Annotated in this window: 19 protein-coding genes and 3 pseudogenes; 12 read left to right on the forward strand and 10 right to left on the reverse strand. The window is 68.1% G+C overall.

Annotated elements, in window-relative coordinates; genetic code table 11:
* Positions 1-192: 192 nt before the first annotated feature.
* The 3 genes and pseudogenes from ACFY4A_RS23665 to ACFY4A_RS23675 all read left to right on the forward strand — a co-directional run bounded on the left by ACFY4A_RS23665 (position 193) and on the right by ACFY4A_RS23675 (position 3173).
* Complete coding sequence (locus ACFY4A_RS23665) at positions 193-486, forward strand: hypothetical protein (RefSeq protein WP_390831334.1); 294 nt, start codon at positions 193-195, stop codon at positions 484-486.
* Positions 487-858: 372 nt separating this feature from the next.
* A complete protein-coding gene (locus tag ACFY4A_RS23670) occupies positions 859-1791 on the forward strand; it encodes an aminoglycoside phosphotransferase family protein (protein ID WP_390831335.1) in 933 nt (310 codons plus the stop codon).
* 144 nt (positions 1792-1935) lie between these two features.
* A pseudogene (locus tag ACFY4A_RS23675) lies at positions 1936-3173 on the forward strand (IS701 family transposase).
* 97 nt (positions 3174-3270) lie between these two features.
* On the opposite strand, the gene ACFY4A_RS23680 reads toward ACFY4A_RS23675, so the two are convergent.
* Positions 3271-3879: a hypothetical protein gene (locus tag ACFY4A_RS23680; RefSeq protein ID WP_365429824.1), complete on the reverse strand. Its 609-nt coding sequence runs from the start codon at positions 3877-3879 to the stop codon at positions 3271-3273.
* 443 nt (positions 3880-4322) lie between these two features.
* Positions 4323-5036: an IS6 family transposase gene (locus tag ACFY4A_RS23685; protein WP_390831336.1), complete on the reverse strand. Its 714-nt coding sequence runs from the start codon at positions 5034-5036 to the stop codon at positions 4323-4325.
* Positions 5037-5270: 234 nt separating this feature from the next.
* Here ACFY4A_RS23685 and ACFY4A_RS23690 point away from each other — a divergent pair, with 234 nt between their 5' ends.
* The 5 genes and pseudogenes from ACFY4A_RS23690 to ACFY4A_RS23710 form a co-directional block, all read left to right on the forward strand.
* Complete coding sequence (locus tag ACFY4A_RS23690; RefSeq protein WP_390831337.1) at positions 5271-8687, forward strand: PQQ-binding-like beta-propeller repeat protein; 3417 nt, start codon at positions 5271-5273, stop codon at positions 8685-8687.
* 330 nt (positions 8688-9017) lie between these two features.
* Positions 9018-10820: a tyrosine-type recombinase/integrase gene (locus ACFY4A_RS23695; protein ID WP_390831338.1), complete on the forward strand. Its 1803-nt coding sequence runs from the start codon at positions 9018-9020 to the stop codon at positions 10818-10820.
* A gap of 5 nt (positions 10821-10825) precedes the next feature.
* On the forward strand, positions 10826-11239 hold the full coding sequence (locus ACFY4A_RS23700; RefSeq protein WP_390831339.1) for a DUF6262 family protein: 414 nt from the start codon (positions 10826-10828) through the stop codon (positions 11237-11239).
* 41 nt (positions 11240-11280) lie between these two features.
* Entirely contained in the window at positions 11281-12102 is an 822-nt protein-coding gene (locus ACFY4A_RS23705; protein WP_390831340.1) for a nucleotidyltransferase domain-containing protein, read from the forward strand.
* 80 nt (positions 12103-12182) lie between these two features.
* Positions 12183-12395 (forward strand): annotated as a pseudogene (locus ACFY4A_RS23710) (Tn3 family transposase); the annotation flags it as partial.
* Positions 12396-12439: 44 nt separating this feature from the next.
* Here the strand turns inward: ACFY4A_RS23710 and map are convergent.
* Positions 12440-13222, reverse strand: coding sequence for a type I methionyl aminopeptidase (gene map, locus ACFY4A_RS23715; protein ID WP_390831341.1), 783 nt, complete (start codon positions 13220-13222; stop codon positions 12440-12442).
* 65 nt (positions 13223-13287) lie between these two features.
* On the opposite strand from map, the gene ACFY4A_RS23720 reads away from it, so the two are divergent.
* Entirely contained in the window at positions 13288-13593 is a 306-nt protein-coding gene (locus tag ACFY4A_RS23720) for a helix-turn-helix domain-containing protein (protein WP_390831342.1), read from the forward strand.
* A 249-nt stretch (positions 13594-13842) separates the two neighbouring features.
* Here the strand turns inward: ACFY4A_RS23720 and ACFY4A_RS23725 are convergent, their stop codons facing one another.
* Together ACFY4A_RS23725 and ACFY4A_RS23730 are read right to left on the reverse strand one after the other, a co-directional pair.
* Positions 13843-14556: an IS6 family transposase gene (locus ACFY4A_RS23725; protein ID WP_390831343.1), complete on the reverse strand. Its 714-nt coding sequence runs from the start codon at positions 14554-14556 to the stop codon at positions 13843-13845.
* A gap of 344 nt (positions 14557-14900) precedes the next feature.
* Positions 14901-16369, reverse strand: a pseudogene (locus ACFY4A_RS23730) (IS3 family transposase).
* Positions 16370-16693: 324 nt separating this feature from the next.
* On the opposite strand from ACFY4A_RS23730, the gene ACFY4A_RS23735 reads away from it, so the two are divergent.
* Together ACFY4A_RS23735 and ACFY4A_RS23740 are read left to right on the forward strand one after the other, a co-directional pair.
* Positions 16694-17332 carry an isochorismatase family protein gene (locus ACFY4A_RS23735; RefSeq protein WP_384089305.1) on the forward strand — a complete coding sequence of 213 codons (639 nt, stop codon included), beginning with the start codon at positions 16694-16696 and terminating at the stop codon, positions 17330-17332.
* Between the two features lie 161 nt (positions 17333-17493).
* Positions 17494-17928 carry a universal stress protein gene (locus ACFY4A_RS23740; protein ID WP_390831344.1) on the forward strand — a complete coding sequence of 145 codons (435 nt, stop codon included), beginning with the start codon at positions 17494-17496 and terminating at the stop codon, positions 17926-17928.
* A 21-nt stretch (positions 17929-17949) separates the two neighbouring features.
* Here the strand turns inward: ACFY4A_RS23740 and ACFY4A_RS23745 are convergent, their stop codons facing one another.
* The 3 genes from ACFY4A_RS23745 to ACFY4A_RS23755 all read right to left on the reverse strand — a co-directional run bounded on the left by ACFY4A_RS23745 (position 17950) and on the right by ACFY4A_RS23755 (position 22164).
* Positions 17950-20721 carry an AAA family ATPase gene (locus tag ACFY4A_RS23745; protein WP_390831345.1) on the reverse strand — a complete coding sequence of 924 codons (2772 nt, stop codon included), beginning with the start codon at positions 20719-20721 and terminating at the stop codon, positions 17950-17952.
* A 294-nt stretch (positions 20722-21015) separates the two neighbouring features.
* Positions 21016-21570: an ester cyclase gene (locus ACFY4A_RS23750; protein WP_383062199.1), complete on the reverse strand. Its 555-nt coding sequence runs from the start codon at positions 21568-21570 to the stop codon at positions 21016-21018.
* A 33-nt stretch (positions 21571-21603) separates the two neighbouring features.
* The gene (locus ACFY4A_RS23755; protein WP_390831346.1) at positions 21604-22164 is read right to left on the reverse strand and encodes an NADPH-dependent FMN reductase; all 561 of its coding nucleotides are present in this window, start codon (positions 22162-22164) and stop codon (positions 21604-21606) included.
* A gap of 150 nt (positions 22165-22314) precedes the next feature.
* On the opposite strand from ACFY4A_RS23755, the gene ACFY4A_RS23760 reads away from it, so the two are divergent.
* Positions 22315-22788 (forward strand): MarR family winged helix-turn-helix transcriptional regulator, encoded by a 474-nt coding sequence (locus ACFY4A_RS23760; RefSeq protein WP_390831347.1) that lies wholly within the window; start codon positions 22315-22317, stop codon positions 22786-22788.
* A gap of 24 nt (positions 22789-22812) precedes the next feature.
* On the opposite strand, the gene ACFY4A_RS23765 is transcribed toward ACFY4A_RS23760, so the two are convergent.
* A complete protein-coding gene (locus tag ACFY4A_RS23765; RefSeq protein WP_390831348.1) occupies positions 22813-23439 on the reverse strand; it encodes a TetR/AcrR family transcriptional regulator in 627 nt (208 codons plus the stop codon).
* Positions 23440-23552: 113 nt separating this feature from the next.
* A complete protein-coding gene (locus ACFY4A_RS23770) occupies positions 23553-24269 on the reverse strand; it encodes a CE1759 family FMN reductase (RefSeq protein ID WP_390831349.1) in 717 nt (238 codons plus the stop codon).
* Between the last annotated feature and the right edge of the window lie 19 nt (positions 24270-24288).

The following is a 24288-nucleotide window of genomic DNA, read 5'->3' on the forward strand; positions in this document are numbered from 1 at the left end:
TATCCGCGGGGGTCGGATGTTCATGCACGCGATGCCGTGCTCAACGACACCGCCGCACGCCGGTCATCCAATACCCGTGGTGGCGCCAGGAGCAGGCCGACCCTCCTGCGCGGCGAGCGCCGCGTCGACGAAGGCCCGCACGAGCGCGGTCACCTCAGACGCCGTGACGTCCTTCGTCCAGTTGCCAGGCGCGTGCCAGCCGCTGCACTCCAGCTGGAACCGATGGACAACGTGCGCGTGCTCCGGCTCGCGGGCGTACGGCTGCCAGCGGCAGCGCCCGTGCCACTCGGTCTGCTCCAGATGGGCGCGGACCACGTCCAGGTGGAACCGGCGCGGCAGGGTCCGCTGTTCGAGGCAGCCGCGGCACTCCAGGAGGTGCAGCGCGCCACCTTCGAGCCGGAGAACGTGGTACGGCGAGCCCTTGCCCTCGCGGGTGTTACAGCTGCCGCAGAGCGGCCCTTCTCTGAACCCACCTGCGGAGCGTAGTCATTCCCGGCACAGGCCACTGGGTGGCCTGGGAAGCCCCCCAGGAAATACTCGCGGCGCGGTGGGGCCAGACGATCGCCGCGCCGCTGCGGTCCACCAGGGCGCCGGCGAAGCCGAACGCGGCGTCACTCGACTACGCCGAAGCCCTGAGGGCTGTCGCAGAATAACTTCAGGCTTTGATCTTGGTCAGGCGGGCTGTCTCGCGAGGTCATCGAGGGGCACGGCGTTCGGCGTTCGTGAGTTATTTTCCGACGGCTCCTTGGGCCGCTAATACTCCAGCTGTAGATCGTGATCTTCATGGTCGGGGGGCTGCCTGGGGGGGGCTGGCTCGGGCTTGGGCGGCGGCGTCAGGCCGGCACGTAAGGTGCCCGGGTGATCGAGATACCAGAGGCGTTCGCGCAGAGCACGATTGAGCGCGAAGGAGAGCCCGGAGCGGCGTGGCTCGGCGGACTGGCCAGGATCGTGGAAGAGCTGCTGGGGCGCTGGGAGTGCGTGCCGGACGGGAAGGTCATGCACGGGGGCGTCGGGGTCATCATCCCCGTGCGGCAGCGGGCCGAAGGTACTGCTGTGCTGAAGGTGTCATTTCCGCACCCTGGCAACGTCCACGAGCCGGATGCTTTCGCGGCTTGGGGCGGGCGCGGAGCGGTCCTGCTGCACGAGCGTGACGATGAGCGGTTCGCAATGCTGCTTGAGCGGGTCCATACGTCAACTCTGGCCGGAGTCGACGACGGCGACGAGGTTGTGAGGGTCGCAGGGCGGATCAGCCGCCGGCTGGCCATTCCCGCGCCGCCGGGCCTGCCCCGGCTGAAAGAGCAGGCCAATGTCTGGGAGGAGCAGCTACGCAAGGACGCTGAGGAACTGACGCACGCACTGTCGCGCTACGTGGTGGACGCCGCCGTGGCGACCGTCCGCGAGATGGGCCGCGTCCAGCCGGACACCCTCATCCACGGTGACCTCCACGCCAGGAACATCCTGCGTGCCGACCGTGAGCCATGGCTGGCCGTCGATCCCAAGGGATATGCAGGAGATCCCGCTTACGACGGCGGCACGCTCCTCAAGTCGCGCGCGTTGACGCTCCTCGAGGCGGACGACCTGCGCAAGGCGGTCCACCGCACTCTGGACGTCTTCGCCGAGGCCGCGGAAGTCGATCGCGAACGCGCCCAGCGTTGGGCCCAGTTCCATGCCGTCCAGGCTGCGTTCTGGGGCCGCCGCCACGGATTCCGCATCGCTCGCGCCGGGCCACAGTTGGACTGGCTCACCGAATTCGCTGACCGTCTCGCGGAGTTGCTCACCGAACGCCCGTAGATCGTCATCGCGCTGGGCCGGGGCGGGAGCGAAGACAGGTACGGCCACCGTTGATCATCGTGAGTTGTGTGGACTTACGAAGAGACGGTGGCCGCAGGCCACAGCATAGATCCCGTTCGATGGCGGGAGGCGTTCGAGGTGGCCATGAGCCGGATCGCGGGCCGGTTCAACCGCTATGAACCCCGCCTGCGGGCTGGGCGGTTGGTGCTCGGCCTGCTGTCGGACCTCCCGCGCAAAAACTGCTGGACGATCGCGGAGTGGGCCGGTGAGGCCAGCCCGCACGGCATGCAGCATCTGTTGTGCCGGGCCTCCTGGGATGCCGACGCCGCCCGCGATGACGTGCGCGAATACGTCGTCGAGCACCTCCACGACGAGGCGGCGGTGCTGGTAGTCGACGAGACCGGCGATGTGAAGAAGGGCACGCACACGGTCGGGGTCCAGCGCCAGTACACCGGAACGGCCGGGCGGATCGAGAACTCCCAGGTCGCCGTTTACCTCGTCTACGCCGGCTCCCGGGGACACGCGGCGGTGGACCGGGAGCTGTACATCCCGCGCTCCTGGACATGCGATCCGGAGCGCTGCCGGGCCGCGGGGCTTGGCGAGGACACCGTCTTCGCGACCAAGCCGGAACTGGCCCGCATGATGATCGAACGCTTCCTGGACGCCGGACACCACTGGGCTGGGTCACCGGTGACGAGGTCTACGGCGGCAACCCGAAACTGCGCACGGCTCTGGAAGAACGCGGCATCGGCTATGTCCTCGCGGTGGCCTGTTCGGCCGAAGTGACCACCGGCGCAGGCACGTTCCGCGCCGATGCCCTGGTGAAGAAGGTGCCGAAGCGGGCCTGGCAGAAGCTCTCGGCTGGACGCGGTGCGAAGGGGCAGCGGTTCTACGACTGGGCCGTCATCGGTCTTGCCGATCCCCGCCCAGACCATCACCAGCTGCTGATCCGCCGCAATCGCACTACCGGCGAACTGGCCTACTACCGCTGCTACTCGCCCGATTCGGTGCCGTTGACCACTCTGGTGCGGGTCGCGGGATCAAGGTGGCGGGTCGAGGAGACCTTTCAATCCGAGAAGGGGCTGGCCGGACTCGATGAGCACCAGGTCCGCCGGTATCCCTCGTGGATCCGCTGGGTCACCCTGGCGATGCTCGCCCACGCCTTCTTGGCCGTGGTCCGCGCTGACGAACACGCTCGCACCCCCGCCCCGGACGCGCTGGTCCCGTTGTCCTGCAACGAGATCCAGCGCCTGTTCATCACGGTCGTCGTCCAGCCCCTCCACGACATCGCCCACCGACTCGGCTGGTCCGACTGGCGACGCCGCCATCAGCAGCGATCACGCGCCAGCCATTACCAGCGACAAGCCGCATCTCAGACATGAAGATCACGATCTACAGCTGGAGTACTAAGGGGGCGACCGGGTCCGGCGCATGCGTTCTCGGCGTTCCCTCAGGCCGAGACCGAGAGGTAACGCCGCCTCAGATGGTCGGGGTGTTGTCAACAATCGGCCTGTGAATCTCAACGACCGGCTTCCACCCCGCGGAGAACTCGATGAAGTCCGCACGGGTGGGGTAGGTGTCGATCGCGCGACGGTCACGCTTGGGGCTGTCGCTCCCCTTGCGCCCCCGGGGAATCTGCTCCTCGAAGATGTCGACCTTCACGTCGGGAACCTCCTTGAGTCCCTGGCGCCAGATCTGCACGATGTCGGCGCCGAACGCCTGCCGGGCCGCAGCGTAAAGGGCCGTGAGGGCCCCCTTGTCCCCACCAGGGACGAAAAGTGCCAGGTCCAGCACGACACCGGCGGACTGGAGGACCTCGATGGTCACCGAGCCGTTCTCGTCGGCCAAGTAGATTCCGGCTTCATTCTCGTCGTCGGGAAGGCAGGAGACCTCTTCCTGGAATACGGTTCTCGCCGTGATCGAGCCGCCCTCGAAATTCTCACCGGACTTGGTCAGAAAAGCAGGGACATAGCAGTCGGGAAGCTTGAGTTCTGCCGTGTCGGCGGAAACGAAGAGCCTGTCCTTCACGCCGAGCTTCGTCACCTCTTCCAGCGAGAGGCGGCGAGCGGCGATCTTCTCCGTGTTCACGATTTCCCTTTCAGGTTGCACTGTCCCTCCGAACAAGGACGCTACCACGAAACCCTGAGGTCAACTGCCCAGTAATCTTTGGGTAAATGGCCTCCGATGACCTGCACGGGAGGATACCGAAGCGAGTGCCACTCGGTCGGGAACACGCATCCGCCAGGTAGTGTCCCTCGTCATGGTGTTGGGGATCAACTGGCGGTTGCATTTCGGTGCGTTGGGTAGCGCGGAGGAACCAAAAGAGAGTTTGTGGTAGATATCACCCATATCGCCTTCGGGGAGGTGGGGCGAGGTAAGGCGATCCATTCGTCGTGCATCTCGAAGAGCGCAGCGGAAACCAACCGGATGGTCCGACAACGCAACAACGGAGACGGCCTTGTCAAGTTGCGTGTGTGGCAGGTGAGTTGTGGCGTACTGATGGCGCTCGGGTGCCGTGCCGTGCACGGTGCTCAGGCGTGCGCGGCCGCGCCGGTGACGGTCTTCCAGAGGCGGAATCGTTCGGTCATCTCGGCACGGTAGTCACTCGCTGTGATTAGATGCCGGCGGGGCCGGAAGAGTGTCGAGATCCTTGAGAACGCGGCGAGGAATCTCTGCGCCGTACCCGTTGAGCGGAAGTTCTTCATAGCCCTCTCGCGCTGCCTCGTGGGCTGATGGCTGTTCTCTGCACGGTTGTTCAAGTACTTCGAGCTGCGGTGCTCCACCGAGGGCATGACCTCGCGGTGGGCGACGCCGTAGCTGCGGAGCTTGTCCGTGACGAGTACACGGGGTACGTACTCAAGATCCTTCAGCAGCTTGCGGAAGAAGCGTTTCGCAGCCCGGCCATCACGCTTGCTCTGCACCAGAATGTCCAGGACGTTGCCGTCCTGGTCGACGGCCCGCCAGAGATACCGCCTCTTCCCGTTGACTTTGATGAACACCTCGTCCATGTGCCACTTGTCGCCCGGGCGGGGCCAGCGGCGACGCAGGTTCCGGGCGTAGGCGGGGCCGAACGTCGCGCACCAGGCACGGACCGTCTCGTACGAGACCGTGATGCCCCGCTCGAACAGGAGCTCCTCGACCTCCCGATACGAGAGTGAGAAACGGTGATACAGCCACACCGCGTGACCGATCACCTCGGCCGGGAACCGATACCCCTTGTACGACGGCGACACCTCGGACTCCACGACCGGCCCCTCCCGCAACGATCACCATCAAGAACCTCCCACGCCCCTTCGGCAACCTGACAGAGCCCTCGCTACGCCCCCAACGGGTTGCTGGCCCTCATGCGGCTCACCGACGCCGGGCGGCGCCGCCATGGGCGGGCCTCACGCGCCCTCGCATGAATTCCCATGGACTCTTCGATGAAGATCGCTCTTTCCCAACCGGCAGGCTGTCCAGTCAAGCTAGCTTCCTTGTCCATGAGATTCCTACGCAGAGCAGCTGGTCTAGGCCTCGCGCTGCTCTCCTTGATCCTGGGCTTCTGTGCGCAGCCTGCCGCGGCGCATGTGTCGCCGCAGCACGGCGAACTCGTCGTCTCCACCAAGAACGACGTCACCAGCGGGCGGCTGATCGTCCACCGTGACGTGGTGTCACCGCAGAACGCCGGCGCTTGGGCGTCGCACCTGCTGAGCACCTCCAGCTGCCCCGCCACCGGCTCCGGCGTCGCCGGAGACTCCGGCGGCGTCCCCGGCGGTGTCGTGGTCGAGCTCGCGTGGAACTGCCACGTCGACAAGCTCGACCTGAGCGCCATGCTGAAGCAGGGCGGGCTGACCCAGGTCGTCGCCGAGTTCGACGGCACCACGGCCGACGCCAACGCGCAGACCCCCGTCGTGGACGCATCGGGTGCCCACGCGCTCCCCACCTTCCCGTGGGCAGTGGTGGCGCTCGGCATCGCGCTGGCCGCCGCGCTGCTGCTCGTGGTGTGGCAGATCCGCACCGGGCGGCTCCAGCTCGCCCAGCTGGCCGCCAAGGTCGGCGCCAACCGCAAGCCGGTGAAGCTGGCCACCGTCGGCGCGGTGGCGCTGTCCTGTCTGGCTCCCCAGGTGGCCGCGGCCGCGCCGCTCGCCCAGGAGGCAGCGGCGAACACGGTCACCGTCACGGGCACGGTCTTCGAGGACACCAACGGCAACGGCAAGCGCGACGCCGGCGAGGCTCCGATGCCCGGGGTCGACGTCAACGACGGCTCCGTCTGGGCCACGACCGGCCCCGACGGCTCGTACAGCCTGCAGATGGACCCGACCCGCCGGGAGACCGACATCGTCAACATCGTCTCCCCGAACGGCTACACCCCCGCACTGCGCGAGGACTACGTCCCGCAGTTCTTCCACAAGGTCCCGGAGGAGGGTGGCTCCGGCATCGACTTCGCCCTCGTCAAGGACAAGAACGCTGCCAACCCCACCGAAAAGTGGTTGATGAGCTCGGACAGCGAGGTCAGCAACACCACGGACGGCGCAGCGCGTACCACCCTGCCGAACTGGACCGGTCAGGTCGAGGCGATGTCCCAGGTCGACGGTGCCACGATGGCGATCACGACCGGTGACAACACTGTCACCGACTACGCAGCGGAGCCGCGGCGTCAGGGCGGCTACGACATCCTGCGCAAGGGCCTGACCGAGGGCAAGCTCGGCATGCCCTTCTACCCGGTGATCGGCAACCACGACTTCGGCGGCACCGCCACCTCCCAGGGCTATGCCGGCAGCATGGAGTACTGGCGCAAGAACATGGGCCCGGAGTGGTACAGCTTCGACCGCAACGGCCGTCACATCGTCGTCCTTGAGGACAACTACGACTCCAGCGGCCTGAAGCCGCAGCTGGACTGGCTGCGCGAGGACCTCAAGCGCCACGCCGTCGGCAAGCAGGTGATGGTCTTCGCGCACCGGTCCCTGTTCACCAAGTGGGGTCCGGGGGCCGGCATGCAGCCGACCATCGACGAGCTGTCGAAGTACGACGTGCGCATGTTCGCCGCGGGCCACAACCAGCAGGCCGAGTACCGCCGTGGCGCCTTCGACCGCTCGGTTGAGGTCAACAACCAGGGGGGCACCTACGGCATTGACGGTTCCCACCCGGACTTCAAGATCCTCGACTTCAAGGGCATCTACGACGACCCGAACACGAAGCGCAACGAGGACACCGGCTATGTGATGGGCACCCACCGCCAGTTCGCCGTCCGCAACGCGGTCGCGCTGGTCAGCCCCGCGCAGGACAGTGTGCACGGCGACAGCGCCGGAATCCCGATCGAGCTGTACACCGAGGACGCCGGGCGCACCCCGGACACGGCCTCACTGACCATCCGCGACTCACGCGGCCGCATCGCCTGGCACCAGGAGCGGATGAAGTTCGGCACCAAGGTCCGCAAGACCGGTATCGAGAACTGCTACACGGCCCCCGGCGGCACCCGGGAGCCCTGCCCGGAGGCCCGGACCTCCTGGACCCGGGTCAGCGACAACCTCCCCGGCATGGAGCCGGGCACCTACACGGCCGAGATGACCGCGGTCGACACGCGGGGCAAGGCGTGGCCCACCGTCACCAACACCTTCACGGTGGTGCCCGAAGACAAGATCGCCGCGCCGAAGACCGGCCAGGACTGGCTGCGTCAGGGCCGCGACGAGGCGGGCCGCTCCGACAGCAGCGACGACCCGGGCACCAAGCTCGACCTGCAGTGGGCGGCCAACACCGGCGAGCAGTTCAACCTCAACGGTTCGGTCGTGGCGGACGGCAAGGTGATCGTCTCCTCCCGGGCGTTCGACTCGCCGCACCACATGATGCTGGCCTACGACATCAAGTCCGGCCGCGAGATCTGGCGCACCTACCTGGACGGTGACGCCGAGTCGGCACCGACCTACCACGACGGCAAGGTCTACATAACCACCGCCGTCGGCCGGATCTACGCGCTGGACGCCAAGGACGGCCACGTCGTCTGGCAGAAGATCGAGGACGAGCAGCAGCACGGCGACACCGTCCGCCGGTACGGCCGGGCCGGTGGTCCGGTCACCGTCTTCGACCTGAAGGCCGAGCCGCGCACGGTCGCCGTCTACCAGAACTGGGGCAAGATCGAGTGCCGTGACGCCAAGACCGGCGACCTGCTGGGCGGCTTCGGGGGCGCGGCGAGCTGGGGCCAGTTCCACAGCACGGCTGTTCGCCAGCCCGGCTCCGACATCGCCTACCTGCACTCCGGTTCCAGCAACACGGTGGTCGCCATGGACCTCGTCGGCTGCCGCCAGCTGTGGGCGAAGGACACCGGCGGCGGCATCGGCAGCCACTCCTCCCCGGCCCTGACCGACCCGGCCACGGGCAACCCGCAGCTGGTGACGATGACGGAGAGCGGCGTCCGCGGGCACGACCTCAGCACCGGTGCTGAGCTGTGGAAGTCCCCCTTGGGCGGCGGCTGGGAGGCTCCGGGGGCGTGCGAGGACGGCCCCGCCCCGCTGACCAGCCCCGCGATCTGGGGCAGCACTGCCTACATCGCCAGCCGTGACGGCGTCATCCGCGCCTACGACACCAGCGCGGCCGACCCGTCCAAGCCGGTCTGGGAGACCAAGGTCGGCTACCTGCCCGGCAGGAGCCCGCTGGACAACAAGTGGAACGTCGCCAGGGGGTGCACTGAGGGTCCCGGATCGCCCACGATGCACGCCCTGGCAACCAAGGAACTGGTGTACGCGGGCACCCGCGACGGCCGCCTGCTCGTCCTGGATCGTGCCACCGGCAAGCTCCTGACCGAGTACAACCTCGGCTCCGGCGTGACCTCGGCGCTCACCGTCAGCGGTGACTACGTCTTCGCCCTTACGGAAGACGGCACCCTCCACGCACTGGCCGCCCGCCACCTGCGCGAGGACTGATCAACCCGCCGCGAGTTGCCTCCCCCTCCAAGGGAGGCAACTCGCGGCGCTCCACTCCCAACGGGACCACATCACTGCCCTTCCCGTCACCCGGCCCACCGTGCTGCGCGCGCACCGCCTCACCGCCCGCCGCGCGATGCGCCTCCTGCAGTTGCGCGCCCGAACCGGCATCTACCTGACACTGGTCTGCCACCGCCCCCAGGGGATGACCCGTGTCTGTCTCTGTCGACCGGGAGCTGTGTTACGTGCGATGTGCTGGTTTGGTGTCGGTGGGTGGGCGTCAGTGACGGCATGTCAGGTTGGTGACGACTGAACGACGCGTTCCAGGCCATGCCCCAGGCTCCGGTCTCGCTGCTGGAGCGGACACCGCAGTGGTGGTACCGGACGCTGGCCGCCACCCGCGCCCGCCGGACCGGCGAACTCCCGGCGCTCAGCACCCGCCGGGCGATCGAGCGCGTGCTGCGACGCTGCTACCAGATGCTGTGGTGGGCCTGCGACGAGCAGCCGTGGTGGCAGCGTGAGACCTGGGGACTGCGGCTCGACCCTCGCATTCCCCGCCGCCCGCACGAACCGCAGGGGGCGGGTCGGATTTCCTTCCACAGCCTCAATCCCTTCTGGCTACGGCGGGGGCTCCAGTGGCACTTGAAGGTGCACATGGAGACCGGCGAACTAACCTGGTCCACCGCCCGGGCCCGCCGGGGTGGCATCGGCTTCCTGGGCGACTACCTCGAACAGCAGCCCGTGCCAGGCCCCTGGCTATGCGACGACGCCGCCGCACTGCGGGCCTTCATGCTCGACTACCGCAGCCACCTGTGTCAGCTCCCGGCCCGCGGCGGGCCGAACCGAGGCAAGCCCCTGTCCCAGCTGCGGATCACCGACCTGATCACCGATATCGAGCAGTTCTACGTCTTCATGCACGACAACCAGGAGACCGCCGCCCGCGCCCTCAACGAGCCCGGCTGGCTGCAACTGGGGCCCCACCACACTGTGCTCTGGCGACGCAGCGACAAGAAGCGCCCCCGCGTCCGCCCCGACCTCCAGTACGTCATCGGTGACAGCGAGCTCAGCCAGATCATGGCGAACATCGAGCTCCTCGGGCGCCCGGAGGAGAAGGGCGGACTCGGCGACCCGCAGGTCATGCACGTGCTGATGCTGCTGGCCCGCACCGGGCGGCGGATCAGCGAGATCGTCATGCTCGACCGCGACCCGCTACTGCCCCTGAACCGCCCCACCCCGGCTCCGGAGGACGAAGGCGCCTTCGTCGCCAAGCTCCGCTACCAGCAGACCAAAATCGACAAGGCACCGGACACGATCCTCGTGGACTCCGAGATCGTCGCGATCATCCGGGCTCAGCAGCAGTGGGTCGACGAGCACCGGGCTGCCGACTGGTTCCCCGGCACCCAGCCGAAGTACCTGTTCCTAGCCCGCAAGCTCAACCGCCGGGCCGACCGGCCGCTGACCGTCGAGGTCGTCCGCGACAAGCTCACCGAGTTCGCCACGCGGCTCGACACCCGGGACGAGGCCGGGCGTCTGGTGGACTTCAACCGCACCCACCGATTCCGGCACACCAAGGCCACCAGCCTCCTCAATGCCGGCGTCCCACTGCACGTCGTCCAGCGCTACTTCGGCCACATGTCGCCAACCATGCTGATGAACTACGCGCAAACCCTCGCCGAGACCCACGAGCGCGAGTTCCTGCGCTACCGGAAGATCACCGCCAACGCCCGGGAACTGTCCACCGACCCACACGACCTCTACGACATGCTGGAGCTCGACAAACGCACCGACCGCATCCTGCCCAACGGGCTATGCCTGCTGCCACCCCGTCAGGCCTGCGCGAAGGGGAACGCCTGCCTGACCTGCGACAAGTTCGCCACAGACGCCACCTTCCTGCCCGAACTCACCACCCAGCTCATCGAGGAACGGCAGAACGCTTTCACGGTCCGGACCGGACAGCCGATGAGCGAGGACAACGTCTGGCTCGCCGGACGCCGCCAGGAACAGGACGCCCTCGGACGCATCATCCTCAAGCTGGAACAGACCCGCCTCGCCGACGGGCCACACCGGGCCGTCCGCGGCGCCGGTGTCGACGCCCGCACCGACGCGATCACTCGCAGCCAGGACGGGAGCTGACTGGCATGCGCGGCAACCCCGACAACCTCCGCCAGGCCGCCGCCCGCAAGAGCGCCGCCGCCCAGGCCCGCGCCGAGAAGGGCCTGCGGGAGATGATCCGCCGCGGACAGCCCATCACCTTCCGCGGCCTCGCCCAGACCGCCGACGTCTCACTCGACTTCCTCTACCGGTCCACCGAGATCCGCCAGCGCGTCGAGCAGCTGAGGTCCCAGCAGCGAAACCACCCGCCACGACCAGCCACGCAGCCGCCCGACGACTCGCCCAGCAGCGTCGTGCGCACCCTCACCGCCCAGCTCGCCGAGCTCAAGCAGCGGCATCGCGACGAGGTCCAGGCCCTGCGGCAGGCCCTCGAAGCCGCACAGAGCGAGAACCTCGAACTGCGACGCCGCCTCGGCCCTGGCGCGAGCCGTCACCGGTAATCCAGTCGCCAGGACCGCTCCCGTTCGGCAGACTCCACCCAGTGGACCAAGTGACGGAGATCGCGAACCGGCTGGCCGGCATCGGCGGCATCGTCGCAGTCTGCCTCGGCGGCAGCCGGGCACGCGGCACGCATAGGCCCGACTCCGACTTCGATCTTGGCCTCTACTACCGCCCTCCGCTGGACACCGCCGCCCTGCGCCTGCTCGCCACCGAGCTGACCGGCGGCACGGTCGAAGTGACCGAGCCGGGCGGATGGGGTCCCTGGGTCGACGGCGGTGGCTGGCTGACCGTCGACGGGGCACACATCGACTGGATCTACCGCGGCCTCGACCGCGTGCACCGGATCTGGCAGCAGTGCCAAGCCGGACACTTCGAAGTAGGCACCCAGCCAGGCCACCCGCTCGGGGTCTACTCGCACGCCTACGCCGGTGAGGTAGCCATCGGACGCATCCTCGCAGACCCCACCGGCGAACTGGCCGCCTTGCAGGAACAGATCCAGACCTCATACCCGCAGCCCCTACGTGACTCGCTGGTCGCCAACGCGCGATGGGAAGTGCCATTCACCTTGTCCATCGCCCGCAAAGGCGTGACCCGCGGCGACGCCTTCTACATCGCCGGCTGCCTATTCCACGTGGTGGGACTCCTCGTGCACGCCCTGCACGCCCAGGCCCGGTGCTGGGTGCTCAACGAGAAAGGAGCCGTCCAAGCGGCAGGGCAGTTCCCGACCGCTCCGGCCAACTTCTCCGCACGAGCCCACGCCCTGTTCGGCGCACTGGGCGCCACCCCGGACGAGCTCACCACCGCGATCGACGACGCGGACCAGCTGGCCGCCGATGTCTTGGACAACCTCTCCCCAGGGTGACGGGGCGCACCGTCACGGACGCGACCGCAAGTGTTCTACCTGCACAAATACGGCCCGCTCACCCGATTGCCCCGGATACGCTGTGGAACACCCGCTACCTGGATGCCGCCGTCGCCCAGCTCCGCGCCGAGGGCCACGACATCAAGAACGAGGACGTGGTCCGCCTCTCCCCGCTCAAGGACCGGCACATCAACTTCCTGGGCCGCTATCTGTTCAACATCAAGGCCAGCGGACCCGGTCAGGGCCTGCGCCCCTTCCGGGACCCGGAGGCTGTCGAGGACGACGAAGATTGACGGCGGCGCACCCGGCCCGCTGGGCCACTCGTTACAGCGCCCTCCTATGGTCGTGCCTGCGTGGGCAGGGTGAGAATTTCGGCTCCGTTGTCGGTGATGGCGATGGTGTGCTCGCTGTGCGCGGTCCGGCAGCCTGTCGCGCTGCGCAGCGTCCAACCGTCGGCGTCGGTGACGAGTGTGGCAGTGTCGGCCATGACCCAGGGCTCCAGAGCGAGCAGCAGTCCGGGGCGCAGCTTGTATCCGCGGCCTGGCCGTCCGGTGTTCGCGATGTGGGGGTCCTGGTGCATGGTCGAGCCGATGCCGTGGCCTCCGAACTCGGTGTTGATCGGGTAGCCCGCCTTGCTGAGGACCGTGCCGATGGCGTGGGAGAGGTCGCCGATGCGCGCCCCAGGCTTGGCGGCGGCGATGCCGGCGGCGAGTGCACGTTCGGTCGTCTCGATCATCGCGACGCTCTCCGCTGGCCTGGCTTTGCCCACCAGAAAGCTGATCGCGGCGTCCGCGGCCACCCCGCCCCTGGCTACGGCGAGGTCGAGAGTCAGCAGATCCCCGTCTGCCAGCGTGTAGTTGTGAGGCCGCCCGTGGAGCACTCCGTCATTGACGGCCGTGCAGATGTAGTGCCCGAACGGGCCGCGCCCGAAGGAAGGTGCGTAGTCGACGTAGCAGGACTGCGCTCCCGCCTCGGTGATCATCTCTTTGGCCCACTGGTCGATGTCCAGCAGGTTCGTCCCGACCGTGCTGCGCTGCTTCAGTGTGTGCAGGATGTTTCCGACCAGAGCGCCGGTGTCCCTCGCCCGCTCAAGCCGCGCGGAGTTCAGGATCTCAATCATGGGGGACCTCTCACGTGTGTCCAATAACTATCCCGGTCTAACTGTACCGGTATTAGAATGGGGTCATGGTCAGGTTGCCGCTCACCCCCGCCGAGGTAGAACGCGGACAGCGCCTTGGCGCCCTGCTCCGCCGAGCCCGGGGCTGCCGCTCGATGCTGGACGTGGCGCTCGCTTCGCGCATCTCGCCGGAAACCTTGCGGAAGATCGAATCCGGCCGTGTGGCCACCCCCGCCTTCCCGACCATCGCAGCGATCGCCGACACCCTCGGCCTGTCTCTCGACGCCGTCTGGGCCGAGATCAACCGGGCGGAGCGAATCGTCGAGGACCAGTCGGTCCTGCATGTCGCACGGCGTCCATCGCTGATTTCGTAACACCCACTCCACATCAAGTACGCATGAGCCAGCGATGGCTCTGTCCACGAGAAGGGGCAGCACATCGACACCGGTTCGGGAGGCGGCGGGCCGCGGCGCCCGGGCTGAATGTTCACCAGTTTCGACAGCACCGCTCTCCTGGCCCTTCGGGAAGCAGAAAGAGAGACGGGCAGGCCTTGTCAAGTTGCGTGTGTGGCAGGTGAGTTGTGGCGTACTGATGGCGCTCGGGTGCCGTGCCGTGCACGGTGCTCAGGCGTGCGCGGCCGCGCCGGTGACGGTCTTCCAGAGGCGGAATCGTTCGGTCATCTCGGCACGGTAGTCACTCGCTGTGATTAGATGCCGGCGGGGCCGGAAGAGTGTCGAGATCCTTGAGAACGCGGCGAGGAATCTCTGCGCCGTACCCGTTGAGCGGAAGTTCTTCATAGCCCTCTCGTGCTGCCTCGTGGGCTGATGGCTGTTCTCTGCACGGTTGTTCAAGTACTTCGAGCTGCGGTGCTCCACCGAGGGCATGACCTCGCGGTGGGCGACGCCGTAGCTGCGGAGCTTGTCCGTGACGAGTACACGGGGTACGTACTCAAGATCCTTCAGCAGCTTGCGGAAGAAGCGTTTCGCAGCCCGGCCATCACGCTTGCTCTGCACCAGAATGTCCAGGACGTTGCCGTCCTGGTCGACGGCCCGCCAGAGATACCGCCTCTTCCCGTTGACTTTGATGAACACCTCGTCCATGTGCCACTTGTCGCCCGGGCGGGGCCGGCGGCGACGCAGGTTCCGGGCGTAGGCGGGGCCGAACGTCGCGCACCAGGCACGGACCGTCTCGTACGAGACCGTGATGCCCCGCTCGAACAGGAGCTCCTCGACCTCCCGATACGAGAGTGGGAAACGGTGATACAGCCACACCGCGTGACCGATCACCTCGGCCGGGAACCGATACCCCTTGTACGACGGCGACACCTCGGACTCCACGACCGGCCCCTCCCGCAACGATCACCATCAAGAACCTCCCACGCCCCTTCGGCAACCTGACAGAGCCAATGGCACAAAGCCATCGGACCTGGCCGAATACCGCGCAGTGGATCAATCGTGGACGGGCACGGCAACGTATGCGACTTTCCGGGCCCCGTCTCAAGACTGCCGCTGTGGGCGCCGATCTCCGCCCCGCTCGCTGCACCTCACCGTCCCCGGGCCGTGCTGCCCCAGGCAAGATCATCAGCCCCCACGTAAGCCGTCAGAGGCGGGTCCGGTAGGTCGGGCTGGAGCAATCGCCGCTCTACGGAACCTGTCAAAGCGATCAAGGCAGGTAGGTCGTTCTAACGTTGTGTCGGGATCAGTGGGTCGTCTGGTGCCGGCCTGTTGATCCAGGCCGCTTCGGGGAGCTTCGGGGGCTCCGGCGGCTTGCGGACGAAGCGTTCGGGGTGCTTGGCGTAGACCGCCTGGAGGACGTCGGCACGCATCTCGCGGAGCTGATCGGCGAGGCCGAAGTGCACGTCGTAAGGGGTGTGCAGGCCGATCCCGGAGTGGCGGTGCTCCTCGTTGTACCAGGTGAAGAAGCGGGTGCACCAGGCTCGGGCGTCCTCGAGGGAGCCGAAGCGGTCCGGGAAGTCGTGCCGGTATTTCAGGGTCTTGTACTGGCTCTCGCTGTAGGGGTTGTCGTTCGACGTCTTCGGTCTGGAGTGGGACTTGGTGACGCCGAGGCCGGCCATCATCTGGGCGACGTTCTGCGCGACCATTGGGGACCCGCGGTCCGAGTGGATCGTCAACTGTCCTGGTCCGATAACGTACTTGGCGATGGTCTCGGACAGGAACCGCTCGGCGAGGTCCTTGTTCTCCCGGTCGGCGATCATCCAGCCGACCGTGTAGCGGCTGAAGATGTCGATGATCGTGTAGAGGCAGTAGTAGACGCCCTTGACCGGGCCTTTCAGCTTCGTGATGTCCCAGCTCCAGACCCGGTTCGGGCCCTCGGCGATCAGCTCGGGAACGGTCCTTGGCGGGTGGGCGGCCTGGCGGCGGCGTTCACGGACCTCGCCGTGCCGTCGCAGCAGCCGGTACATCGTCGACTCCGAGCACAGGTAGACACCCCGGTCGAGGAGGATCGCGTAGATCTCGGCGGGCGCCATGTCGGCGAACTCCGGGGAGTGGAGCACGTCGAGGACCCGTATCTCCTCCTCCGGGGTGAGCGCGCGGGGGTGCCGGCGCCGTTTTTGCCGCGGCCTGGCCGGGGCGGGGCTGCGGCGGTGGTGGCGGTAGTAGGTGGCCCGGCTCACGCCGAGCGCGGTGCACGCCTGGACGCGTCCGACCAGCCCGGTGAGCTCCTCGAGGGCCTGGTCGCGGGCAGCGTCGAACACGGCCGTGGGGTCGGCCCCGGTCACTTGGTGTTCTCGCCGTTGCGGATCGGGGCGCTGTCCGTGGCGAACTGGTCGAGCAGCGCGGAGAGTTTTCCCTGGACCTCGATGACCGTGCGGGCCTTGGTGAGATCGGCCTCCAGGCGGGCCTTCTCCGCCTTCAGCTTCGCGATCTCCCTGTCCCGCGGGTCCGCCTTCGGCCGTCCGGCCGGCGCGGCGAGCGCGTCCAGGGCGCCCTTGTCCCGCTGCTGCCGCCACGTCGTGATCAACGACGAGTACAGGCCCTCCCGCCGCAGCAGAGCACCCTTGCCCTTCTTGTCCAACGACTCGTACTCGGCGAGGATCCTCGCCTTGTACTCCGCGGTATACCGGCGCGGACCGGTCGACCGGGCTTCCACCTGCGGATCAGGGGTCCCGTGGTCGTTCGTGCTGGCCACCCGGGCACTGCTCCTTCTCCGCCCTCGACTCAATGAATCATCCAGTATGCCTGACTCGACCTACTTTGACAGAGAGGGCTAGCAACAGACCAGGCCAGCAAGCGTTCCCGCAAGTCAAGCGGTGAGCCTTTGACAGTCATCAGCCGTGTGGCAGTCGAATGACTGGGAGCAGCGCGCGTCCGGACTACCAGTTGCTTGACGGATGTGGCTCTCACTCAGGCGCACGAGACTCGGGTCTCAGCGGATGCGACGTCGTCCCTCAGCGAGGAATTGCCCGCGCCGTTGACTGTCCTGTGACAAACGAACCATGTGAAAGGCAGAGAGATGAGTGAGAAGAGGCAGCCCATTTTCGATGCGTCAGAGTCCGCTCTGGCACTGATCGACTATCAGGACGGGGTGCTCGATCTGATCTTCGAGCAGGATCGAAGGGTCATAGAGCTCAACACCCGCTACCTGGCGAAGTTCGCCAAGGCCATCGGCGTCCCGGTGGTACTCAGCACTGTCGGCGTCGAGATGGGGGTCAACGGGCCGACCATCAAGACGATCCGGGCGGAGCTGCCCGATGTCGAGGAGATCGACCGGTCCCAGATGAACGCCTGGGAGGACGCCGCCTTCGTGGACGCTATCAAGGCGACCGGGCGCAAGAAGGTGGTGATGGCGGGCATCGTCACGTCGGTGTGTCTGACCTTCCCGGCAATCGACGCGATCGCCGACGGCTACGAGGTCGCGTTCGTCGCGGACGCGGTGGGTGACGCGACCAAGGAGATCCACGACACTTCGGTGCTCAGGCTCGTGCAGGCGGGCGCGGTGCCGGTGACCACGATCGCGCTCATGGCGGAGTGGTTCCGGGACTGGAAGTCGCCGCTCGCCGAGGCGGCCCGCGAGCTGTGGGTGCCCTACAAGGAGGAGTGGGCGGCGCTCAAGCGGGACCCGCAGTTCGTGGAGCCCAAGGGACTGGTGTGACGGCGGAGACTCGTCCAAGTAGCCGTTCGCGTCGGGGCTGAGATGCGACGCGCGGCCCGTGGTGCGTCATGCCCACCGGGCCGCGCCAGCCGCGCACCGTACGTGTTTCGCCACAGGCATTCGTGGCTCGTCGCGCCTGCCTCGTAAGAGGGAAGGATCCCATGTTCAAGAGCATCCTCGTTGCCGTCGATCCGAGCCCTGCCCGACACTGCGCGGTCCGCACGGCTGGCGAGTTGGCTCGGTTGACCGGTGCCGAGGTTCACGTCGTGCACGTCGCCGCGTCAACGATCGCCTGGGACACGGTCGTACCCCTGGAGGAGTACCCCGAAGCCGACGAGATCCTCAAGGACGTGCTCGGCGGTCTCCGGGAAATGGGCGTCGCCGCCCGCGGGGTCACTGTCGACGCCATGACCCGGCAGATACCCAGTGTCATCTCCCTCGCCGTCAAGGAGGTCGGAGCGGACCTCGTCGTCCTCAGTCCGCATCACCGAGGTGCGGTCGCCGCCTTCTTCAACCCTCGCGTCAGCGACGCAGTCTCCCACACCAGCCCGGTCGCCGTCCTGCTCGCCCCGGAAGCGGGCTTGGACCAGGGCTGAGCGCTCAGGGACCGGCGGGACTCACCCGTCGCCGTCCATCGCGTTCAGCGCGTCGCGCAGAGCAGCCCGCGTGGTGATCCCGAGTTTCGGATACACCTTGTACAGGTGGGCGCCGACGGTCCGGTGCGAGATGTAGAGCCGTTCCCCGATCTGCTTGTTGCTCAGGCCGGACGCCGCCAGGTGCGCGATCTCCAGTTCCTGCGGCGTCAGCAAGGACTGGGTGCCCTCGGGCAGGGTCGGCTGCCCGGTCGCGCGCAGTTCCATTCGGGCCCGTTCCGCCCACGGCGCGGCCCCGAGCCGGACGAAGGCGCCCGCGGCAGCGGTCAGCGGCACGCGGGCCAGCCCCTTGGCGCTGGTACGCCGCAATCGCTCACCGAGCGCCAGCCGGATCCGCGCCGCCTCGAAGGCCCAACGGTCCGCTCCCGGCACCGACAGCGCCTGCTGAAGGTGCGCGACCGCCTCATCCTCCGGGGCGCACAGGCCGGCCGCGCCTTCGACCAGCATCGCGTGCCGGTCGGACAGTCTCGCGACATCCAGCTCGCGCAGGGCCCGCAGATGCGCGGCGGCCTCGGCGTCGCGGCCGGTGCGTACGGCAGCCTCGATCAGGTCGTACGCACCCCACAGGGCGTGTGCCTTGTACAGGGCCAGGGTCCCGGCCGGGGTGAGGGCGGTCGCATGGCGGTAGGCGGCCTCGTAGTCGCCACTGCCCAGGCAGACCAAGGTCCGCGCCTGGTGGGCGAAGGCAACCGCCGCGCCGACGCCCCTGCGCGTGCCCCAGCGCACCATCCGTTCGGCCAGGGCTTCCCCAGCTTCCACCTCGCCGCGCGCCCCGTGCAGCAGGACTTGGTTGTACTGGAAATACCAGGCGAAGAAGGGGTACTCGGCGTCACACAGTGCCGCTCCCTCGTCGGCGAGTTGCTGCGCCCCCTCCCAGTCGCCGGTCAGGAAGTCCTCCATGCACAGGTGCATCAGCGCACCGAGGTGGCGGCGCACCTGTCCGCTGCTGTCACGGCCTTGGCGGACCAACTCCCACAATCGGTCTCGTAGTTCGCCGACCTGGTCGATGTAGATCGTCGCAGTCGCACCTCGGACGAGTACCGTCGGATCAGTCGTGCGGCGCAGCACCTCGCGGACCCCGTCCAGGTCGGAGAGCGCCGCGAGCCCGGTGCGCGCCGGATCGGGGAACGTGCGCGCGGCCATGGCCAGTACGGGCGGCGGGGACGGCTTCAGACGGCCCACGGCGTTGACGAACGGAGCCCACAGATCGGCGCGACCGCTCCACCAGCAGACCAGTTGGAGGGTGTGCAGCGCGTCTATGAGCGCGGGGTCGTCGGCGTCGTAGTCCGGTCCGGCCGCTTCGATGGCGCCGACCAGCAGGCGGTGGGCTGTGATGAGGTCGGCCTCGGTGTTGATGAGGACGTAGACCGCCGCTGCCGCCGCGTACAGGGCGGCGCTCGAACCGGGCTCGGCGGCCTGCGCCCGTTGCAGCAGCTCCGAGGCTCCTGCCACATCGCCGGCCGCCTCGGCACCGAGGTAGGCCGCCTCGGCGAGCCGCCGCGCCCGGTCGTGGGCCACGGGGCTGAGTTCGGCGGCTCTGGTCAGGGCGGCGACGGCTCCGATGGCGTCGCCGCGGTGCAGCACGGCGTGGGCCGCGTCCTGAAGTCGTAGGGCCACCTGTTCGTCCGGTTCGATGGCTGCCTCCGCGAGGTGCCAGGCCTGCCGCTCCGGGCGTTCGGCGAGGGCTGCCGCCAGCGCTTGGTGTGCGGCTCGCCGCTGCGCCAGTGTGGACGCCTCCACGACTGCCGCGCGGATCAGTGGGTGACGGAACGCGAGGCTGCGTGTCGCACCGTCGGTCCGGACGAGGCGTTCGCGCTCGGCGGGCGCGAGGTCCTCCAGGACCGCCGTGTCGGTGCCGACGGCCCGGTGGAGTACGCGCAGATCCCCCGTGCCGTCCAGTGCGGCCAGCAGCAGGAGCCGGCGCGCGTCCGCGGTCAGGGCGGTGACCCGGGTGACGAACAGCTCGCGCAGGTGCTCGCCCAGCGGCAGCACCATCGGCAGGTCTTCATGTGCGGTCCGCTGCGACGCGGTGAGTTCCCTCGGCAGCTCCATCAGGGCCAGCGGGTTGCCGCGGGCCTCGGCGACCACCCGCGCCCGGACCCGGGCGGCCAGGCCCGGGTAGCGGGCGGCGAGAAGGAGATGCGCCGAGTCGTCGTCGAGCGGCTCCAACTCGGTCTCGTACAGGCCGCTGTGGTCGAGCATGTTCGCTCCGCCGGTGCGCGAGGCGGCGAGGAAGCCGACAGTGCCGCCGGACAGCCGGCGCGCGACGAAGCCCAGGATCACGGCGCTCGCCCGGTCCAGCCACGGCAGGTCGTCGACGATCAGGAGAAGCGGCTTCTCGGCCGCGAGCTGCCGCAGCAGCGTGAGGGTGGCGTTGACCAGGAGCAGTCGGCCCGGAGCAGGGCCCGCGCCGAAGCCGAGTGCGACCAGGAGGGCTTCGCGGTAGTCGGACGGCAGCCGCTCGATGTCGTCCAGGACCGGCGTCAGTATCTGGTGGAGTCCGGCGAACGAGACGTCGGCCTCGAATTCGACGCCGTTGGCACGTAGTACGCGGCAGTCCGCCTCGCTCACGGCCTCGGCCACCGCGTCGAGCAGGGTGGTCTTGCCGACGCCGGCCTCGCCGATGATGTGCAGGCCGCGGCCGGAATCGCCTTCGAGGAACTGGCACACCCACTGCACGTCCCGGATGCGGCCGACGATCTGCGACCGCCGATTCGACGGTTCACTGTCCTTCATGGCTGGCGCCTCGCCTCCCCTTGTCCACAGGCCAGCGTGCTCGGCCGCTCCTGGTTTGCCGCCCGTGGCGAGCCCTGACCTTGCCCTGGGCACCCCGGGAGTGCCCACGCCGCGCCCCTGGCACCTGTGCGTTCTGTCGAAGGTGCGGTTGTGCGGCGCGGGCCGTCCGACCCACTCGTGTCAGCCGACCCTCGCGGACTTGTCGGCCTTGCCCCAGCGCCGCACCAGGCCGTGGCCGACCTCTGGCGGGTCTGACGCGCGAACGGCCCAGCGCCGCACCGAGCCGTTCGCGCGTCAGACGTCCTTGCCCCTGATCGTGTCCAGGAACCTGCCAAAGTTGCCTTCGGACCAGTGCTCGACGGACTGGCGGCCCGCGACGCGGTCGATGGAGATTCCCGTGAGGGACACGGTGCGACCGGACGGCGGAATCCCAAGGATGGTTCCTGTGTGGACGCCGCCGATGCGCCAGCGTGTGACGACCTTGTCGCCCCCCACGATCTGATCGAAGACGTCCATGTGGAAGCCGGTGAGCGACGACTGCAGTTCGAGGTCGCCGGCGACCCAGGCATCGCGGGTGTTGGGGCCGTCGAACCCGTGGAGCACGAGGTCCTTCGAGATGTACCGCTCGAAGCCGGCGGCCAGGTCCCCGTTGTAGGTGGCGTAGAACTCGGCCATGAGGCGGCGCGGCGAGGCGCTGTCGAGCGGGTCGCCGTTGCTGTCCTGGCTCTGCGCCGTGGCGGGAGTGGCGACTGCGGCGAGGGCTGCCGCTGAGCCGAACGCGGTCAGGGCTCCGATCATCTTGCGCCGGCTGGGAGCGGGCGCCGCCTCGGTGGACTTCTGTACGGCCATGGCTGTCTCCTCGTACGTGCGAGTGGGGCGCGGTCAGCTGGCGCGCAGCGGCGCGAGGGCGTTGGTCCAGGAGATGACCTGGTCGAGCGTGGTGGTGAGGGTGGCACGCTGGACGTCGAGGGGCTTGAAGTCGCTGAAGTTCTCGAAGTCGTTGAAGAGGGAGAGAGCGACCTGGGTGCGCACGTCGGCCATCTGGAGTTCGCCGGCGATGAGGCGCAGGTGCTCCACGGCCCGGGTTCCGCCGGTCGCGCCGTAACTGACGAAGCCGACGGCCTTGTTGGTCCACTCGGCGTAGAGGAAGTCGATGGCGTTCTTGAGTGCGCCGGGGACCGAGCGGTTGTACTCGGGTGTGACGATCACGAAGCCGTCGAACGAGGCGATCTTCTGCGCCCAGTCCTGGGTGTGCGGCTGGTCGTACTGGCCCATGGATGGGGGGTAGACCTCGTCGAGGAGCGGGAGCTTGAAGTCCGCCAGGTCGACGAGTTCGAACTCGGCGTCCGTGCGCTGGGCTGCCTGCTCGTACACCCAGTGAGCGACGGCCTCGCCGTTGCGTCCCGGGCGGGTGCTGCCGAGGATGATGCCGATCTTGGTCATGGTGGTCCTCTTGGTTCGGTTCACGAGCACCCGAACAGGTGCTTGCCCCGTCAAGCACTTCCTTGACGGAGCAAGTACACGAGAGATTCCTTGACGTGTCAAGCAGATGGCGGGGGTTTCCTTGCTCGGTCAAGGAGTTACTGTGGGTCCATGCCCTCCGACCCACAGCACCTGGAGCCCCTCAGCGCGACCGAGGAGGCGTTCGTCCGTGAGCTGAGCCGGGTGATGCTGGCTCTACCGCGCGCGGTCGACGCTGACATCGCGCGCGAGGCTCAGCTACCACTCTCCGAGTACACGCCGCTGATGCACCTGTCCGAGGCGCCGGGCAAAGCCATGCGGATGAACGAACTCGCCGCCGCCTGCAGCCTCTCACTGAGCGGCATGACCCGCGTCGTCATTCGGCTGGAGAAGCAGGGGTGGGTCGAACGCGCCAAAAGCGATCAGGACAAACGCGGATGGAACGCGGTCCTGACCGACGCCGGACTCGCCCGCCTGGAGCGCGCCTGGCCGACGTTCCTGTCCAGTGTGCGACGGCACCTGGTCGACCATTTCACCGGCCATGACCTCGACCGGCTGACCGCCGCCCTGCGCCATGTGGCGACGTCCGGGGACACATCCGGCTGATGCCCTGTGTCGCCGTGGGGCGGCTCAGTCTCCGGGATCCTTGAGGAGTGCTCTCTTGGCAGCCGCGGTCAGCCACTCCTCGGCGTCGTCGAAACTCCACCGCCGGTGGGCGACGAGGCTGAACCAGGCGTCCTGACCGAGATGGAACCAGAGCAGGTCGACAGCGCGTCGGTGGTCCAAGTCGGCGCGCAGCGCCCCGAGTTGATCGAGTCGCTCGACGATCGTGCCCAGTGCCTTCACATACTCGGCGGAGGCGGCATCGAGGGCGGCCGCGGCGGCCGGCTCGGAAGGACACTGCGGAATCACCGCGGCCAACGTGGACCAGTGCACCTCGTGGGCCTCACGCGTGCCCCGGGCGGTGATGTCGATGACCTCACGCGGGTCGTCGGTGGCGGCGATCGCCCGCTGGGTGATCTCGACGTGGGGGTCGTTCACCGCGGGAAGGAGCAGTTCCCGGAGCATGTCCGCCTTGCCGCCGGCACTGGCGTAGACGGTCTGGACCGCGACCTGGGCCGCGTCGGCGATCTGAGCGACGGTGACGCAGGAGTAGCCGCGGGAGACGAACAGCTCCTCCGCCGCGGCCAGGATCGCCCCCCGCGTCGCGGCAGCCGCTTCGGTACGACGACGAGAGCGGTAACTCCTGCTGCCCACCGTTCACCTCACGCTACGCCCCGCCTGGTCGCCACCGACTCTATCCGCCCTGGCCTCCCCCAGGGACTACGGGAAGCCGGGGGCGAGCGTGCGCATCAGCGCCACCACCGCGCTCAGCGTGATCCACCGGCGGCGAGCCGCATGAGATCGGTGGAGAAGTCGACGTCGGCAACGCCGCGTTCGGCGCGAGTGGCCTTGCCGCCGAACTGGTGCTGGTATCCGTCCCAGCCGCCGTCGGCGATGGACCGTCCGACACCCGCACGCAGCAGGAGCACCAGCTCGGTGGCCGCGCGTTCGATCCGGCGGCCGAGGGCGGGGTCGCCCCAGTCCTCGGGCGCGGCGAACAGCGACGTGGGCGTCGGCAGGGCGCGCAGGAAGGCGAACAGCGGCCGTAGCTGCTCGTCGACCACCATCGCGTGGCGGGAGGTTCCGGCGGTGGCCGCGAGGATGACGGGCTTGGCGATGAGCAGGTCATTGTCGAGGATGTCTGCGAACGACTTGAACAGTCCGCTGATGCCGGCCTTGTACACGGGTGTACTCGCGATGACGGCATCGGCGGCGGCCAGGCGCTCGATCGCGGACTGCAGGCGCTCACCGGGAAAGCCGGACACGATCGCCTGGGCGATGTCGACGGCGAGCGGACCGAGCTCGATCACGCCCACTGTCACCTCGGTTCCGGACTCACGGAGCAGGTCGACAGCCTTCTGCGCCGTCCGGTCGGCGAGCAGCCGGGTCGACGAGGGGTCGCTGACACCGGCGCTGACGACGACCAGGCTCACTGAGGTGTCCGCACCGGGTGAATTGTGCGGAGGGACGGATTTCAACGTCACGGCGGGTTCTCTTTCGTTC

The sequence above is a fragment of the Streptomyces sp. NPDC001292 genome (assembly GCF_042896465.1).
In the GTDB taxonomy this organism is placed as follows: Bacteria; Actinomycetota; Actinomycetes; order Streptomycetales; family Streptomycetaceae; genus Streptomyces.